General features: G+C 73.6%; 16 protein-coding genes. 12 read left to right on the top strand and 4 right to left on the bottom strand.

Features of this window, described 5'->3' with window-relative positions; translation table 11 throughout:
- A partial coding sequence (locus AB0H64_RS38055; protein ID WP_357634756.1) for a hypothetical protein occupies nucleotides 1–280 on the top strand: 280 nt, incomplete at its 5' end.
- Nucleotides 281–336: 56 nt separating this feature from the next.
- On the opposite strand, the gene AB0H64_RS38050 is transcribed toward AB0H64_RS38055, so the two are convergent.
- Nucleotides 337–1119, bottom strand: coding sequence for a CPBP family intramembrane glutamic endopeptidase (locus AB0H64_RS38050; RefSeq protein WP_357634754.1), 783 nt, complete (start codon nucleotides 1117–1119; stop codon nucleotides 337–339).
- A gap of 134 nt (nucleotides 1120–1253) precedes the next feature.
- On the opposite strand from AB0H64_RS38050, the gene AB0H64_RS38045 reads away from it, so the two are divergent.
- The 6 genes from AB0H64_RS38045 to AB0H64_RS38020 all read left to right on the top strand — a co-directional run bounded on the left by AB0H64_RS38045 (nucleotide 1254) and on the right by AB0H64_RS38020 (nucleotide 8000).
- Nucleotides 1254–3377 (top strand): SpoIIE family protein phosphatase, encoded by a 2124-nt coding sequence (locus AB0H64_RS38045; protein WP_357634752.1) that lies wholly within the window; start codon nucleotides 1254–1256, stop codon nucleotides 3375–3377.
- Between the two features lie 97 nt (nucleotides 3378–3474).
- Nucleotides 3475–4530, top strand: a complete 1056-nt coding sequence (locus tag AB0H64_RS38040; protein ID WP_357634749.1) for an ABC transporter substrate-binding protein — start codon at nucleotides 3475–3477, stop codon at nucleotides 4528–4530.
- A 27-nt stretch (nucleotides 4531–4557) separates the two neighbouring features.
- A complete protein-coding gene (locus AB0H64_RS38035) occupies nucleotides 4558–5388 on the top strand; it encodes an ABC transporter ATP-binding protein (RefSeq protein ID WP_357634747.1) in 831 nt (276 codons plus the stop codon).
- On the top strand, nucleotides 5378–6238 hold the full coding sequence (locus AB0H64_RS38030; RefSeq protein WP_357634745.1) for an ABC transporter permease: 861 nt from the start codon (nucleotides 5378–5380) through the stop codon (nucleotides 6236–6238). The genes AB0H64_RS38035 and AB0H64_RS38030 overlap by 11 nt, the downstream gene beginning before the upstream one ends.
- Before the next feature lie 5 nt (nucleotides 6239–6243).
- A complete protein-coding gene (locus AB0H64_RS38025; protein ID WP_357634743.1) occupies nucleotides 6244–6729 on the top strand; it encodes an Rrf2 family transcriptional regulator in 486 nt (161 codons plus the stop codon).
- A 101-nt stretch (nucleotides 6730–6830) separates the two neighbouring features.
- Nucleotides 6831–8000: an NAD(P)/FAD-dependent oxidoreductase gene (locus AB0H64_RS38020; RefSeq protein ID WP_357634742.1), complete on the top strand. Its 1170-nt coding sequence runs from the start codon at nucleotides 6831–6833 to the stop codon at nucleotides 7998–8000.
- A 97-nt stretch (nucleotides 8001–8097) separates the two neighbouring features.
- Here the strand turns inward: AB0H64_RS38020 and AB0H64_RS38015 are convergent, their stop codons facing one another.
- Nucleotides 8098–8958, bottom strand: coding sequence for a UbiA family prenyltransferase (locus tag AB0H64_RS38015; RefSeq protein WP_357634740.1), 861 nt, complete (start codon nucleotides 8956–8958; stop codon nucleotides 8098–8100).
- A gap of 175 nt (nucleotides 8959–9133) precedes the next feature.
- On the opposite strand from AB0H64_RS38015, the gene AB0H64_RS38010 reads away from it, so the two are divergent.
- From AB0H64_RS38010 to AB0H64_RS37995, 4 genes are all read left to right on the top strand, one after another.
- Entirely contained in the window at nucleotides 9134–10186 is a 1053-nt protein-coding gene (locus AB0H64_RS38010; RefSeq protein WP_357634737.1) for a 3-oxoacyl-[acyl-carrier-protein] synthase III C-terminal domain-containing protein, read from the top strand.
- Nucleotides 10187–10253: 67 nt separating this feature from the next.
- Nucleotides 10254–10784 (top strand): isoprenylcysteine carboxyl methyltransferase family protein, encoded by a 531-nt coding sequence (locus tag AB0H64_RS38005; protein WP_357634735.1) that lies wholly within the window; start codon nucleotides 10254–10256, stop codon nucleotides 10782–10784.
- Nucleotides 10781–11794 carry an NAD(P)/FAD-dependent oxidoreductase gene (locus tag AB0H64_RS38000; protein ID WP_357634732.1) on the top strand — a complete coding sequence of 338 codons (1014 nt, stop codon included), beginning with the start codon at nucleotides 10781–10783 and terminating at the stop codon, nucleotides 11792–11794. Before AB0H64_RS38005 ends, AB0H64_RS38000 begins: the two co-directional genes overlap by 4 nt.
- A gap of 85 nt (nucleotides 11795–11879) precedes the next feature.
- Nucleotides 11880–12374, top strand: a complete 495-nt coding sequence (locus AB0H64_RS37995; RefSeq protein WP_357634729.1) for a hypothetical protein — start codon at nucleotides 11880–11882, stop codon at nucleotides 12372–12374.
- A 9-nt stretch (nucleotides 12375–12383) separates the two neighbouring features.
- On the opposite strand, the gene AB0H64_RS37990 is transcribed toward AB0H64_RS37995, so the two are convergent.
- A complete protein-coding gene (locus AB0H64_RS37990; protein ID WP_357634726.1) occupies nucleotides 12384–13337 on the bottom strand; it encodes an NAD-dependent epimerase/dehydratase family protein in 954 nt (317 codons plus the stop codon).
- 81 nt (nucleotides 13338–13418) lie between these two features.
- A complete protein-coding gene (locus AB0H64_RS37985; RefSeq protein ID WP_357634723.1) occupies nucleotides 13419–14312 on the bottom strand; it encodes an SDR family oxidoreductase in 894 nt (297 codons plus the stop codon).
- A gap of 62 nt (nucleotides 14313–14374) precedes the next feature.
- Between AB0H64_RS37985 and AB0H64_RS37980 the strand changes: the two genes are divergently transcribed.
- Nucleotides 14375–14788, top strand: coding sequence for a helix-turn-helix domain-containing protein (locus AB0H64_RS37980; protein ID WP_357634720.1), 414 nt, complete (start codon nucleotides 14375–14377; stop codon nucleotides 14786–14788).
- Nucleotides 14789–14854: the final 66 nt, after the last annotated feature.

The raw sequence follows: 14854 nt of genomic DNA, 5'->3' as shown, positions 1-14854 counted from the left end.
GTCGCTGTGGCTCACCGCCGGCTTCGGCGGCGGCGCGGGCGGCGACTGGGGCCAGCGCATCGGCAGCGAGTACTACATGAGCAACCTCAACGCCGACAACATCCACATCCTGCTGCACGAGATGGGGCACTCGTTCGGCCTGGACGACTTCTACGACTGGACGCCCACGGGGCAGTGCTGCTTCATCATGAAGGCCGGCAGCGCCACCTCGATCACCGAGTTCGACGCGTGGATGCTGCGCGACTGGTGGCGCCACCTGAAGAGCCGCTACGGCCTCTGACGAAGCTCCATCCCGCCTGTGATCCCCGCGTCCGGACGCGGGGGTCACAGGCGGGGTCAGGGCAGCCAGCTCACCTTGCCGTGCAGCAGCGCGTACCCGACGAAGGCCACGGTGTCGATCAGCGTGTGCGCCACGATCAGCGGCATCGCCCGGCCCCACCGCTGGTAGAGGCGGCCGAACACCAGCCCCATCACCACGTTGCCGACGAACCCGCCGAACCCCTGGTACAGGTGGTACGAGCCGCGCAGCAGCGACGAGATCACCAGCGACCGCCAGGGGCCGTGGCCGGCCTGCGCCAGCCGGTGCAGCAGGTAGCCGGCGACCAGCACCTCCTCCAGCACGCCGTTCTGCGCGGCGGCGAGCACCAGCACCGGCACCCGCCACCACTCGTCGGGCAGGGCCCCGGCGACCACCGTGAGGTTGACCCCGGCGGCGTACACGGCGAGGTAGAACGCCAGCCCCGTGCCGCCGATGACGGCCGCGAGCGCCGCGCCGCGCCGCAGGTCGCGGCCCGGCTCGCGGGCGTCTGCGCCGATGGCGCGCATCGACTCGCCGGAGCGGACGAGCAGGTAGGCGACGAGGGCGACGGGCGCCACTGTGATGGCGATGTCCACGAGCTGGAGCACAAGGTCGAGCCAGGGTCGTCCGGGCGCGAGCGAGGGGGTGAGCACGGCGCGCTGGCCCTTGAGCTCCTTCGGGGCCGTGAGGGCGCCCACCAGGCGGACGAGCGCCACCAGGCCGCTCGCGCCGAGCGACACGGCGAAGACCACGAATATCTCGGCTCGGATGAGCCGAGGCGTGAGCTCGGAGACGCCTGCGGGGGCGGTCGGCGTGTGCATGGCCGCAGGGTAGCCGCCGGGCCGTCGGTCCTGAGTAAGGGGTCGGGGGGTGCCCGTCAGGGGCGACTCGGGCATATTGTCCTATATAGGCATTTTTCGGGTATTGAGCTCACTTCGAGAGTGAGGCGCCGCCCATGCGAGACCAGGCCAGCTACCACTTCGGCCTCGGAGACGACCTGCCGGGACTCGACGAGCTGCTGGCCCACGCCGTGGGGAACACCGGAGCGCACATGGGCGGCGTCTACCTCCTCACCCCCGGCCAGGACATGTTGCGCCTGGAGGTGGCGATCGGGCTTCCCTCACCCATTGCCAGTCAGTGGTCCAGGCTCCGCCTGGAGCACCTGGCCCCCGCCTCCAACGCGCTGCGCGAACGGCGCCTGATCTGGGTGCCCGGCCAGGAGGAGATGGCCCGGCACTTCCCGGACGCCGCGCTCGTCCTGCCGTACAGCTTCTCGACCGCCGCCGCGCCCATCTACACCGAGCCGGACAACTGGGGAACGCTGCTCCTCCTGTGGCCATCGCCGCACGCCTCCCACCTCAACCGGCACGAGCGGGACGTCATCGAGATCACCTGCCGCAGGATGGGCGTGCTGCTGCGGCGGGCCGCCGAGGCCGGTCGCCGCGTCGTGCCCGGCGAGCGCCCCCGCCTCCTCGTCGCCGCCCGCGGGAGCACCCCGGACATGGAGGAGGCGCTGGCCGCGCTCGACTACGTCAACCGGCTGCCGGAGGGCTGCTACGCCCTCGACATGGACGGCCGCGTCACGTTCATCACCCAGCGCGCGGCCGACATGCTCGGCGGCAAGGTGTCCGAGCTGCTGGGGGCCCGGCCTTGGGACGTGCTGCCGTGGCTGCGGGACCCGGTCTTCGAGGACCACTACCGGGCCGCCGCCCTCAGCAACCAGGTCACCGCGTTCACCGCCCGCAACCCGCGCGGCGAGCGGCTCGCCTTCGAGATGCACTCCGATCTCCTCGGCATCAGCGTCCGCGTCGTCCCCGTCCCGGGACCGGCCCTCCAGGAGCCGCCCGGGGTGACCGAGCCGCTGATCCGGCCGATCCGGGCGGACACGCTCTACAACCTGGTCCACCTCGCGGCGACCCTCACCCGGGCCGTCACCGTCCAGGACGTCGTCGACCTCGTCAGCGAGCAGGTCATGGTGCTCTGCGACGCCCAGGGCATGGCCATCCTGCTCGCCGAGAACGGCCGGATGCTGGTGGTCGGCTCCCACAACTACGAGACGGAGATCATCGACCACTTCGACGGCCTGCCGCTCACCGCGCACACCGCGAGCCAGCACGTCATGATGACCGGCGAGGCGGCGTTCTTCGAGAACTGGGACGACCTCGCCGCGCGGCACTCCGACGCGATACGCCAGCCCGGCATGTCCGCGTGGGCGGTGCTGCCGCTCATCGCCTCCGACCGCCCGATCGGCACCTGCGTGCTCTCGTACGCGCGCCCGCGTGCCTTCACCGCCGACGAGCGGGCCACGCTCACCTCTCTGGCCGGGCTCGTCGCCCAGGCCCTGGAACGCGCCCGGCTCTACGACGTCAAGCACCGCCTGGCCGAGGCCCTCCAGGCCAGCCTGCTCCCCAGCACGCTGCCCGCCGTCCCGCGGCTGGACGTGGCCGCCCGCTACCTGCCCGCCACCCGCGGCATGGACATCGGCGGCGACTTCTACGACCTCATCAGCCTGGACGACACCACGGCCGCCGCCGTCATCGGCGACGTCCAGGGCCACGACATGACCGCGGCGGCCCTCATGGGGCAGGTGCGCACCGCCATCCACGCCCACGCGACCGCCGGCGCGAGCCCCGGCGAGGTCCTCTACCACACCAACCGGCTGCTCATCGACCTCGCGCCCGACCTGTTCACGAGCTGCCTGTACGTCAACCTCGACCTGGAGCGGCACACCGCCTGCCTGGCCAGCGCCGGGCACCTCCCGCCCCTGCTGTGCCGGCCCGGCGAGCCCGCGGAGATCATCGACATGCCCTCGGGGCTGCTGCTCGGGCTGGACCCGGAATCCGACTATCCGACGCTGGAGCTGGAACTGCCGCCCGGCTCCCTGCTCGCCCTCTACACCGACGGCCTGATCGAGGTGCCGGGCGTCGACATCGGCGAGAGCATGGAGGCCCTGGGCCGGCGCCTCACCCGCAGCGCCGGCCGCCCCCTGGCCATGGTCGCGCAGACGCTCATCGACCACTCGCTCGACGTCCAGCAGCGCACCGATGACATCGCCCTGCTGCTGCTGAAGCACGTCTGAAATCCGAAGCCAGCTGGTACCCCCGGCTTGACTCCACGCCCGCGCGGCCCTATAAACACATTATATCTACTAAATAAGTGGGAAATAGGGAGAACCGATGAACGCTCGCGGGCTTCGCGGAGTGGTGGCCGCCATGGCGGCTCTGGCACTCACGACCTTGACCGCGGCCTGCGGGGGGTCCGGCGGCGACAGCAAGGCCGGCGCCGCGCCGGCTGAGGTGCGGCTCGGGTTCTTCCCGAACATCACCCACGCCACCGCCCTCGTGGGCGTCGAGAAGGGGCTGTTCGCCAAGCACCTCGGCAGCGGCACCACGCTCAAGACCAGCACGTTCAACGCCGGCCCCGCCGCGATCGAGGCCGTCTTCTCCGGCGCCATCGACGCCACCTACGTCGGCCCCAACCCGGCCATCAATGCCTGGTCCAAGTCCAAGGGCCAGGCCATCAAGATCGTCGCCGGGGCGGCCTCCGGCGGCGTGTTCCTCGTCGTCAAGCCCGGCATCACCTCGCCCGAGCAGCTCAAGGGCAAGAAGATCGCCACGCCGCAGCTCGGCAACACCCAGGACGTCGCCCTGCGCTACTGGCTGAGCGAGAAGGGCATCAAGACCGACACCAAGGGCGGCGGCGACGTGCACATCGTCCCGCAGGAGAACTCACAGACCATCCAGACGTTCGCCACCGGCGACATCGACGGCGCCTGGGTGCCCGAGCCGTTCGCCAGCCGCCTCATCAAGGAGAGCGGCGGCAAGGTCCTCGTGGACGAGCGCGACCTGTGGCCCGGCAAGCAGTTCGTCATCACCCACCTGATCGTCCGGCAGGAGTTCCTCAAGGAGCACCCCGACACGGTCCGCAAGCTCATCGAGGCGCACGTCGAGGCCAACGCGCTGATCAAGTCCGACCCGGCCGGCGCCGCCAAGACCGCCAACGCCGCGCTGGAGAAGCTCACCGGCAAGCCGCTCAAGCCCGAGGTCCTCGACAGCGCGTTCAAGAACATCACCTTCACCGACGACCCGATCGCCTCGTCGCTGGTCGGCAGCGCCGAGCACGCCACCAAGGTCGGCCTGCTGGACCCGGTCGACCTGAACGGCATCTACGACCTCAAGATCCTCAACGAGGTCCTGGCCGCCAAGGGCGAGTCGGCCATCTCGGACAAGTGAACGTCCCGGACAACTCAGGGAGGTGCCATGACCGCTCCGCTCACGGAGCAGGCCGGCGGGCGGGTCGGCGGGCAGGAGCCCGCCGTCCGTCTCCAGGCCGTCTCCAAGATCTACGGGCAGGGCAAGGCGGGACTGCTGGCCCTGGACAACGTGGCCCTCGACGTCGCGCCCGGCGAGTTCGTGTGCCTGCTCGGCGCCTCCGGCTGCGGCAAGAGCACGCTGCTCTCCCTGGTCGCCGGCCTTGACGCGCCCACCGCCGGCCGCATCGACGTCGACCGCGACCGGATCGCGCTCATGTTCCAGGAGCCCGCGCTGTTCCCCTGGCTGACCGTCTCGGCCAACGTCGAGATGGCGCTGCGGGCCAAGGGCCTCAGCCGGCAGGAGCGGCGGGACAGCGCGGCGGAGTTCCTGGACATCGTGCACCTCGGCGGGTTCGGCAGGAAGCGGCCGCACGAGCTGTCGGGCGGCATGCGGCAGCGCGTGGCGCTGGCCAGGGCCCTCGCCCAGGACGCCGACGTGCTGCTCATGGACGAGCCGTTCGGGGCGCTCGACGCGATGACCCGCGACCTGCTCCACGACGAGCTGGAGCGCATCTGGCGGGAGCGCGACCTCGCCGTCCTGTTCGTCACCCACAACGTGCGCGAGGCCGTCCGGCTCGGCGACCGGGTCGTGCTGCTGTCCAGCCGTCCCGGCCGGGTCGTGGAGGACTTCCCGGTCACGCTGCCCCGGCCCCGCCGTACCGACTCGGCCGAGGTCGCCGAGCAGGCCGGCGAGATCACGCGGCGCCTGCGCGAGGAGGTCATGCGCCATGGCTCCACGCAGCCCCGCGTCCAGGAGGTCGTCCCCGATGGCCGCTGACACGCACGCCCGGCAGATCGCCGGGCTCGACGCCCTGGAGCTCGCCCCGGCCAGGCGCGCCGGCCTGCTCACCCGCGCCTGGGCGGGCGCGTGGCCCGTCGCCCTGGCGGTCGCCCTCGTGCTCGCCGCCTGGCAGCTCGTCGTGCTGGCCGGCTGGTGGCCCGAGTACGTCTTCGCCGGACCGGTCACCACGTTCACCGAGCTCGCCCACCGGCTCGGCGAGGCCGAGTTCTACCAGGCCTTGTCGGTCACCATGCGCCGCGCCGTCGTCGGGTTCGCGCTGGCGATCGCCGTCGGGCTGGTCGTCGGGGCGCTGGTGTCGCGGATCCGGCCGTTGCGCCGCGCCGTCGGCTCCCTCATCACCGGGCTCCAGACGATGCCGTCCATCGCCTGGTTCCCGCTGGCGATCCTGCTGTTCGGGCTGAGCGAGAGCGCCATCCTGTTCGTGGTGGTGCTCGGCGCCGCGCCGTCCGTCGCCAACGGCCTGATCGCCGGAGTCGACTACACGCCGCCGATCCTGCTGCGGGCCGGGCACATGCTCGGCTTCCGGCGGCTCGCCCTGTACCGGCACGTCATCCTGCCGGCCTCGCTGCCGTCGTTCCTGGCCGGGCTCAAGCAGGGCTGGGCGTTCGCCTGGCGCTCGCTGATGGCCGGCGAGCTGCTGGTCATCATCGCCAACCGGCCGTCGCTGGGCGAGCAGCTGCACTTCGCCCGCGAGCTGGCCGACTCGCCCGGCCTGCTCGCCACCATGATCGTGATTCTGGTCATCGGCATCTTCGTGGACCGGCTGTTCGGCGTCGCCGACGACGCCCTGCGCCGCCGCTGGGGCCTCCACCAGGTGACCAACTGAGCGATATGCGGATCTCCGCCCGGACCCAGTACGCCCTGAGAGCCGCCGCAGAGCTGGCCGCCGCCCCACCCGGGCCGGTGCCCGCCGAGCGCATCGCGGCGGCCCAGGGCATTCCCCGCAAGTTCCTCGACAACATCCTGCTCCAACTGCGCCGCGCCGGGCTCCTGCACAGCCAGCGCGGCCCCGACGGCGGCTACTGGCTCGCCCACCCCAAGGACCAGATCAGCCTGGCCGACATCATCACGGTGGTGGAGGGCGTGCCGGAGGGGGGTGACCACGGAGGGTATCCAGGGGTGGCACGGCCCCTGGCGGACGTGTGGAGCGCGTTGCGGGACCACGAGGAGACGCTCCTGTCGGAGATCACCCTCGCCCACGTCGCCCAGGGCGCCCTCCCCGCCTCGCACCAGCAGGACCACCAGGTCCCCGGGCCCCGCCCGCCCGCGGAGGACGTGACACCGGCCGGCTCCGGGACCCGCGACGGCGACGACTGACCCCGGCCCGGGGCGGCGACGGGCGCCCGGCCGTACCGGAGGAGGGCACTCCGTCACCGGCCGGCCGGTTTCGGCGGTGGCGGGCGTGGCACAGACCCGTTGTGAACGACGTCTGGGATCTGGTGGTCGTCGGCGGCGGCCCGGCGGGAGCGGCGGCGGCGCTGCGGGCGGCGCAACTGCGCCCCGGCGCGCGCGTCCTGCTGCTCGACAAGTCCGGCTTCCCGCGCGACAAGGCGTGCGGCGACGGCATCGCGGCCCACGGCCGGGACGAGCTGGCACTGCTCGGCCTGCCCGGCCTCATCGACGACTACCGGCCCACCTCCCGCCTGTCGGTGGTGTCCCCGAGCGGCGCGCGGGTCAGCGCGGAGGCGGCCCGGCCCAACCACGTGGTGCCGCGCCGGGTGTTCGACGCCCGCCTGGTCGAGGCCGCCCGCGCGCGGGGCGTCGAGGTCCGCCGCCATCGCGTCCGCGCGATCGACCAGAGCGGGCCGTACACCGTCATCGACACCGACATCGCGGCCCGCGCCGTCGTGGCGGCGGACGGCGCCCACTCCACGCTCCGCCGCCTCGCCGGCATCGCGGCCAACACCGCCCAGCACACCGCCATCGCCGTACGCGGGTACGCCGACGTGCCCGGCTCCGAGGACGCCCAGCTCATCGCCATGCAGAAGGAGGGCTGGCCGGCCTACGCCTGGTCGTTCCCCATCGGCGACGGCACCGCCAACGTCGGGTTCGGGATGCTGCTGCCCCGCCTGCACGCCGTCGGGCCGCCCGGGCGGCAGGTGCTGCACGGCCGCCTCGCCGAGCTGCTTCCCGACCGTCCGGCCCGGGACCTGCGCGCCCACCACCTGCCGCTGTCGTCCGGACGGCCGGCACCCGGCGCGGGCCGCGTCATGCTCGCCGGCGACGCCGCCAGCCTGATCAACCCGCTCACCGGCGAGGGCATCTACTACGCCCTGCTGTCGGGCCGGCTGGCGGGGGAGGCGGCCGTCGAGGCGCCCGGCGACCCGCTGCCCGTCTACCGGCGCAAGCTCCGCGCGGCCCTCGGCCCGCACCTGCGCACCACCGACGTGCTGGCCCGCCTCGCCCAGTCGCCGGGGTTCATCGACGCCGCCATCGGCACGGCGGCGCGCCGCAAGGAGGTGTTCGACCTGCTGGTGGAGGTGGGGCTGGGGGCGGGGATGGTGCCGCTGCCGATGGCGCTCGCGGTGGCCCGCCGCTGGCTGCGCGACTCCGTGTCCGGCCTCCTCCGTACGTCCCACGGCCGGTGAGCCGTTCCACGGCCGGTGAGCCGTTCCACGGCCGGTGACCGTCCGACGGCCGGTGAACCGCCTCACGGCCGGTGAACAGCCCCGGGCCGGTGCGGCGTCACGCGGTGAGGGCGGGGCCGTTGGCGAGCAGCACGAGGACGCCCACCGCCGCCACCCCGATCGCGGCCGCGAACGGCGCCCGCGCGGCCCGCCCGTGCAGCAGCGTGCCCGCGACCACCATCACGCCCGTCACCGCCACCGCCAGCCACCCGGCGGCGCCCGCGTCACCCGGCGGGGCGAAGACCAGCAGCCACGTGGCCGCCAGCAGCGGCAGCGGGGCCAGCAGCCGCGTGCGCTCCACGCCGAGCCGCTGCGGCCACCCGCGCACCCCCGCCGCCAGGTCGTGCGGGATGTCCGGCAGGACGTTCGCCAGATGGGCGCCGCACCCCAGCAGGGCCCCGGCCGCCACCGCCCACCAGGCCGGCCACGGGTGTCCCGGCAGGCCGAGCGTCACGAAGGCGGGCAGCGAGCCGAACCCCACCGCGTACGGCACCCACGACAGGATCGTGGCCTTCACGCCCAGGTCGTAGGCCCACGCGGCGCCCACGCCGATCAGATGCGCGGCCCCGGCGAGCAGGCCGGACGCCAGCGAGAGCGGCACGCACAGCAGCAGCGCGGCGAACGCGGCGTTCCGGACGGTCCGCGCGCTGACCGCGCCGTCCACGATCGGCTTGCCGGAGCGTCCGGCCGCCACGTCGAGGCGGGCGTCCACCGCGTCGTTGCACCAGCCGACCGAGAGCTGCCCGGTGAGGACGGCCGCCGCCACGAGCGCGCACCCGGCCGCGTCGCGCCCGCTCGCCACCGCGAGCGCGGTCACCAGGGACGTCACCGCGACCGTCGGCCCGGGATGGCACGCCCGCGCCAGCCCGCCGGCCACCCGCCGGACTCCGCTCACGCGCGCCGCCTCACCACCCGTCACCCCCCGATCGTAGGCCGCCCCCTGCCCGCCGCCGAGATCCCCACGCCCTCGTCCCACCGCCGATCGATGATCGAAGGGACAAGGGATTGTGGTCATTGCGATGGCTTAGCGGGCGCTCGGGAGGGAAGCGTCCGGAAGGTCGGAGTCGTACAGCGCCACGAGCCGGAGAGCCCATATGACCCGTATCGCTGCCGTCCGCACCTCCTTCCCGCCCAACCGCTACCCCCAGGCTGAGCTGACGGACATGGCGGCGCGGATGTGCCTGCCCGACGGCGGCGACCGGCGGCTGCTCGACCGGCTGCACCGCAGCGCCCGCGTCGACTTCCGCAACCTCGCGCTCCCGATCGAGGACTACGACAAGATCGACGGCTTCGGCGCGGCCAACGACGCGTACATCGCCACGGCCGTCGAGCTGGGCGCGGAGAGCGTGGGCGGGGCGATCAAGGCGGCCGGGCTGGAGCCGGAGGACGTGGACATGATCATGTTCGCGTCGGTGACCGGCGTGGCCGCGCCCTCGGTGGACGCCCGCCTGGTCGACCGGCTGGGCCTGCGGCGGGACGTCAAGCGCGTGCCGGTGTTCGGGCTCGGCTGCGTCGCGGGGGCGGCGGGGATCGCCCGGCTGCACGACTACCTGCGCGGCTGGCCCGGCCATGTGGCGGTCCTGCTGTCGGTCGAGCTGTGCTCGCTGACCGTGCAACGCGGCGACTCCTCGCCCGCCAACCTGGTCGCGAGCGCGCTGTTCGGCGACGGCTCGGCGGCCGTGGTGGCCTGCGGCGGCGAGCGGGAGGCGCGCGGGCCGACGGTGGTGGCCACGCTCGGCCACCTGTACCCCGACTCCGGGCACGTCATGGGGTGGGAGGTGCGCGACACGGGGTTCGGCGTGCTGCTCGACGCCAGTGTGCCGGACATGGTGCGGCGCTACCTGGCCGACGACGTGCGGGGCTTCCTCGCCGGGCACGGGCTCACCGCCCGCGACATGGCCGTCTGGGTGTGCCATCCCGGCGGCCCGAAGGTGCTGGAGGCCGTGGCCGACGTGCTCGACCTGCCGGACGGGGCCCTGGACCTGACTTGGCGCTCCCTGGCCGCCAACGGAAACCTGTCGTCCTCTTCCGTTCTGCACGTCCTGGGTGAAACGCTCGACGAGCGCCGGCCGGAGCCGGGGGAGTACGGGCTGCTGCTCGCCATGGGGCCCGGTTTCTGCTCCGAGCTCGTCCTGCTCCGCTGGTGACCGTGTCTCCGCTGGTAGCCGTGTCTCCGAAGTCCGCCGATCTCGCTCCACCGCGCCGGGAGTGGCCATGCTCTGGTATCTGACGCTCATCCTGCTCGTCGGCCTGGAACGCCTGGCCGAGCTGCGCATCGCCCGCCGCAACGCCCGATGGAGCCTCGAACGCGGCGGCGTCGTCACCGGTCAGGGCCACTACCCGTGGATGGTGGCCCTGCACACCGGCCTGCTGGTCGGCGCGCCGCTGGAGGTCGCCCTGGCCGACCGGCCGTTCCTGCCCGCCCTGGGCTGGCCCATGCTGGTCCTCGTCGTCGCCGCCCAGGCACTGCGCTGGTGGTGCATCACGTCCCTCGGCCCGCGCTGGAACACGCAGGTGATCGTGGTGCCGGGGCTGCCGCTCGTGACGCGCGGGCCGTACCGGCACGGGTGGCTACGGCACCCCAACTACGTCGCCGTCGTCGTGGAGGGCGCCGCGCTGCCGCTCGTCCACACGGCGTGGGTCACCGCGCTCGCGTTCACGCTGCTCAACGCGGTGCTGATGGTCGTCCGCATCCGCTGCGAGAACACGGCGCTGGCCACCGCCGGCGGGCGGGCGGTCACGTGATCGACGTCCTCGTGGCCGGCGGCGGCCCCGCCGGCCTGGCGACCGCCATCCACGCGGCCCTGGCCGGGATGGAGGCGGTGGTCGTGGAGCCGCGCGCCACGCCGGTGGACAAGGCGTGCGGCGAGGGCCTGATGCCCGGCGGGGTGGCGGCGTTGACCGCGATGGGCGTGGAGCTCGCGGGTCGGCCGCTGCGCGGCATCCACTACCTCGACGGCCGGCACTCCGCCCGCGCCCCGTTCCACGCCGCCGAGGGGCTGGGGGTGCGGCGGACCGTGCTCCACGCCGCCCTCGCCCGGCGGGCCGCCGAGCTGGGCGTCAAGACCGTCACGGGGCGGATCGCGTCCGTGTCCCAGGACCGGGAGGGCGTCGAGGCGGGCGGGCTGCGCGCCCGGTGGCTCGTCGCGGCGGACGGCCTGCACTCGCCGATCCGCCGCTCGCTCGGCCTCGGGCTGCCCGACGGGGGCCCGCGCCGGTACGGGCTGCGCAGGCACTACCGCGTGGCCCCGTGGACGGACCACGTGGAGGTCCACTGGTCCGGCGGCGGCGAGGCGTACGTGACGCCGGTGGCCGGCGACCTCGTCGGGGTGGCGATCCTGAGCACCCGCCGGCACGGCTACGCCGAGCACCTCGACGCGTTCCCGGCCCTGCGCGCCCGCCTGCGGGAAGCGCCCGCGACGGCGGTGCGCGGCGCCGGGCCGCTGCGCCAGCGCGTGCGGGCCCGCGTCGCCGGACGGGTGCTGCTGGTGGGCGACGCCGCCGGCTACACCGACGCGCTCACCGGCGAGGGGGTCTCGCTGGCGGTGCGGTGCGCCCGGTCACTGGTCGGCTGCCTGCGGCAGGGCAGGCCCCAGGAGTACGAGCGGGCGTGGCTGCGGCTGTCGCGGGCGCACCGGCTGCTCACGGGAGCCCTGGTGTACGCGGCCAGCCGCCCGGGCACGGCCCGCCTCGTCGTGCCGGCCGCCCAGCGCCTCCCGGGCGTCTTCACCGCCACGGTCCGCGCCCTTTCCTAGCCTCACCCTCCTGGACCGTCCCAAATCTGTGCATGGCCGGGCACGCCGCCCCGCCACTGCGCGGAACGGCAACGACACTGCTGTCATGAACGCGCGAGACACGGACGAGGCTCCGGAGCGGGTCGAGATCGGGGGAGCCGTGTACGGCTCGCTGCTGGCCGCGTCCGTGGTCGCCGGAAGCGCGGCCGGCGCGCCGTCCTCGGTCGCCGACCTCGTGGTCCTGCTGATCAGCACGGGTGTGGTGTTCTGGATCGCGCACGTGTACGTCCGGCTGGTCGAGCACGGCCTGCACCCGCTGACGTGGCGCCGGATCCGCGCGGCGGGACGGGCCGACTGGCCGCTGGCCCAGGCCGCGTTCCCACCGGCCATGGCCGCCGCGCTGGCCTCGGTGCTGGGGTTGTCGGACAGCGTGGCCGCCTGGGTGGCGCTGGGTGTGGCGGTGGCCACGCAGGTGGGATGGGCCGTCGCGGCGGCGGTCACGGTGGGCTCGGGCAAAGGCGTGGTCGTGGTGTCGGCGCTGACCAACCTGGTGCTCGGCCTGGTCGTCATCCTGCTGAAGACGCTGGTCGCCGGGCACTGACCGGCCCGGTCAGGTGGTGACGCGGCCTGTCCGTACCAGCCGGTCGACGGCCTCGGCGACGGCCTCCAGCGACGTGTGGCGCGGGCGGTGGCCCAGCAGGCGCGCGGCCTTCTCCATCGAGCAGTGAGGGCTGTGCGCGATGTGGTCGTAGGTGACGCGGGCGTGCTCCTCCGGCACCGTCTCGCGCCAGCGCTCCCACGGCAGGTACGCCAGCCGCGCCTCGCGGCCGAACCAGCCCGCCACCGCCTCGGCGTAGCCGCGCAGCGTGAGCGCGGTCGTGGCGACGGAGTGGAAGCTCTCGCCGACGGAGGCCGACGGGCCGGCCAGTGCGTCCATGAACAGCCGCGCCACGTCGTCGGCGTGGACGTGCTGGACCGTCTCCATGCCAAGGTTGGGCAGCGTGACCTCGTCGCCGTCGGCCAGCGCCTGGAACACGCCGATGTCGAGGTTGCCCGCCGGGTTGACCGGAACCCAGCCCGGCCCGGTGATGTGGCCCGGGTGGATCAGCGTGGCGGGGAACCCGTCGCGGTGCGCCCGGTCGAGCAGGTACGACTCGATGGCCGCCTTCTGCCGGCCGTACTCGCCGATGGGGCGGCGCGGCCGGTCCTCGGTGGTGGGCACCCGGGTGCTGGGACCGTGGATCCAGATCGTGCCGCAGTGCAGGAAGTGGCGCACGCGCCCGGTCAGGGCCTCGGCGAGCTGCCGGGCGCTGTCCTCGGTGAAGCAGATGAGGTCGATGACCGCGTCGGCGTCGAGGCCGGCGATCCGCCGGCCGAACGCTCCGTCCGCCTCCTCCGCCTCGCGGTCTGCGGTCACGGTGGTGACCCGGGACCAGGCGCCGTGGGGGGTGTACGGCTCACGCTTGCCGCGGCTGACGGCCACCACCTCATGACCCGCGTCGACCAGCCGGGGGACCAGGTAGGTGCCGATGTGACCACTGGCACCGATCACCACTACGCGCATGCGCCCCAGCCTAGACCGGCGGCCCGCCCCCGTTCGAGGGGTCGCCGGGCCGGGAGGCGCCCGCCGGGGAGTCCGGCGAGGTCAGGAGCGGAGGGCGGCGGCGATGCTGTCGGACAGCGGGGTCGTCGGGCGGCCGATGAGCCGCGACAGCTCGCCGCTGGTCCTGGCCAGCAGCCCGCGCGCGATGGCGTCGTCGATGTCGAGCAGCAGGGCGACGATCGGCTCGGGCAGACCGGCGCCGGTGAGGATCTCCCGGTGCTCCTCGGGGGTCACGCTCCGGTACGTGATCTCCTTGCCGGACTGCCGGGACACCTCGGCCGCGTACTCGTCCAGGTCCCAGGCGACGTCGCCGCTCAGCTCGTACGCCTTGTTCTCGTGGCCCTCGCCGGTGAGCACGGCGACGGCGGCGGCGGCGTAGTCGGCGCGCGCGGCCGAGGCGACCCGGCCCCGGCCGGCGCTGCCGACGAGGGCGCCCCGCTCCAGGACCTGGCCGAGGCCCTCGGTGTAGACCTCGGTGTACCAGCCGTTGCGCAGGAAGGTGTAGGGAACGCCGGCGTCGAGGATCGCCTGCTCGGTGTACTGGTGCTCGCGGGGCAGGTCGAAGTCGGCCTTCGGCCCGCCGAGGACGCTGGTGTAGGCGAGGAGGGCGACCCCGGCCTCCTTGGCGGCGTCCACGACCGCCTGGTGCTGGGCGGCGCGCCGCCCGACCTCGTTGCCGGAGATGAACAGCACCCGGTCGCCGGACGCGAAGGTACCGCGCAGGCTCGCCGGGTCGTCGTAGTCGGCGACGCGGATCTCGACCCGGCGGGCGGCCAGGTCGGCTGCCTTGTCCTTGTCCCGTACGACGGCCGCGACCTGGTCCGCGGGGACCCGGTCGAGCAGCTGCTGAAGGGCGAGGCGGCCGAGAGCGCCGGTGGCTCCGGTGACGACGTACATGGTGATCCCTTTCGTGGCGGGGCGTTCGTGACCCACCATGGCACTTTCTCCGAGAAAGCGCAAACTTAAAGTAAGTGCTAACCAAGAGGTAGCATCAGGGCATGGACGCACTCGCACAGCCCGCCGCCGAGGCGGAGCGGACTCTGCCGGCGCTTGAGTTCGACGTCTTCGCCCGCGCCTGCCCCTCCCGCGCGACCTTCGAGCACATCACCGGCCGCTGGGGTCCCCTGGTGCTGCTCGGCCTGCACGAGCACGCCATGCGCTTCAACGAGCTGCGCCGCCGCGTCGACGGGGTGAGCGACAAGATGCTCACGCAGACGCTGCAACTGCTCGAACGCGACGGATTCGTCGACCGGCGCGCCCGTGAGGGTTTCCCGTCGCGGGTGGACTACAGCCTCACGCCGCTCGGTGAACGCGCCGCCGCGCGGCTGCTCGCCCTCATCGAGCAACTGGAGGCGGACATGCCCGAGGTGCTGGAGGCGCAGGCCGCCTATGACAGCCGGCGTTCCGGGTGACGGACAATGGGCTCGTCACCCGGCCTGCCGGAAAATGCGGGGGGATAATGGCTAACTGTGGACGGC

Source organism: Nonomuraea sp. NPDC050733 (assembly GCF_040654215.1).
In the GTDB taxonomy this organism is placed as follows: domain Bacteria; phylum Actinomycetota; class Actinomycetes; order Streptosporangiales; family Streptosporangiaceae; genus Nonomuraea.
The sequence above is the reverse complement of the archived record's forward strand: the minus strand, read 5'-3'. Positions and strand labels throughout refer to the sequence as shown.

Coding starts and splice junctions, on each gene's coding strand:
- AB0H64_RS37985 (WP_357634723.1), bottom strand. CDS start 14,312: ATGGTGGGTCACGAACGCCCCGCCACGAAAGGGATCACCATGTACGTC.
- AB0H64_RS38005 (WP_357634735.1), top strand. CDS start 10,254: ATGCTCTGGTATCTGACGCTCATCCTGCTCGTCGGCCTGGAACGCCTG.
- AB0H64_RS38030 (WP_357634745.1), top strand. CDS start 5,378: ATGGCCGCTGACACGCACGCCCGGCAGATCGCCGGGCTCGACGCCCTG.
- AB0H64_RS38050 (WP_357634754.1), bottom strand. CDS start 1,119: ATGCACACGCCGACCGCCCCCGCAGGCGTCTCCGAGCTCACGCCTCGG.
- AB0H64_RS38025 (WP_357634743.1), top strand. CDS start 6,244: ATGCGGATCTCCGCCCGGACCCAGTACGCCCTGAGAGCCGCCGCAGAG.
- AB0H64_RS38040 (WP_357634749.1), top strand. CDS start 3,475: ATGAACGCTCGCGGGCTTCGCGGAGTGGTGGCCGCCATGGCGGCTCTG.
- AB0H64_RS37990 (WP_357634726.1), bottom strand. CDS start 13,337: ATGCGCGTAGTGGTGATCGGTGCCAGTGGTCACATCGGCACCTACCTG.
- AB0H64_RS38035 (WP_357634747.1), top strand. CDS start 4,558: ATGACCGCTCCGCTCACGGAGCAGGCCGGCGGGCGGGTCGGCGGGCAG.
- AB0H64_RS37995 (WP_357634729.1), top strand. CDS start 11,880: ATGAACGCGCGAGACACGGACGAGGCTCCGGAGCGGGTCGAGATCGGG.
- AB0H64_RS37980 (WP_357634720.1), top strand. CDS start 14,375: ATGGACGCACTCGCACAGCCCGCCGCCGAGGCGGAGCGGACTCTGCCG.
- AB0H64_RS38010 (WP_357634737.1), top strand. CDS start 9,134: ATGACCCGTATCGCTGCCGTCCGCACCTCCTTCCCGCCCAACCGCTAC.
- AB0H64_RS38045 (WP_357634752.1), top strand. CDS start 1,254: ATGCGAGACCAGGCCAGCTACCACTTCGGCCTCGGAGACGACCTGCCG.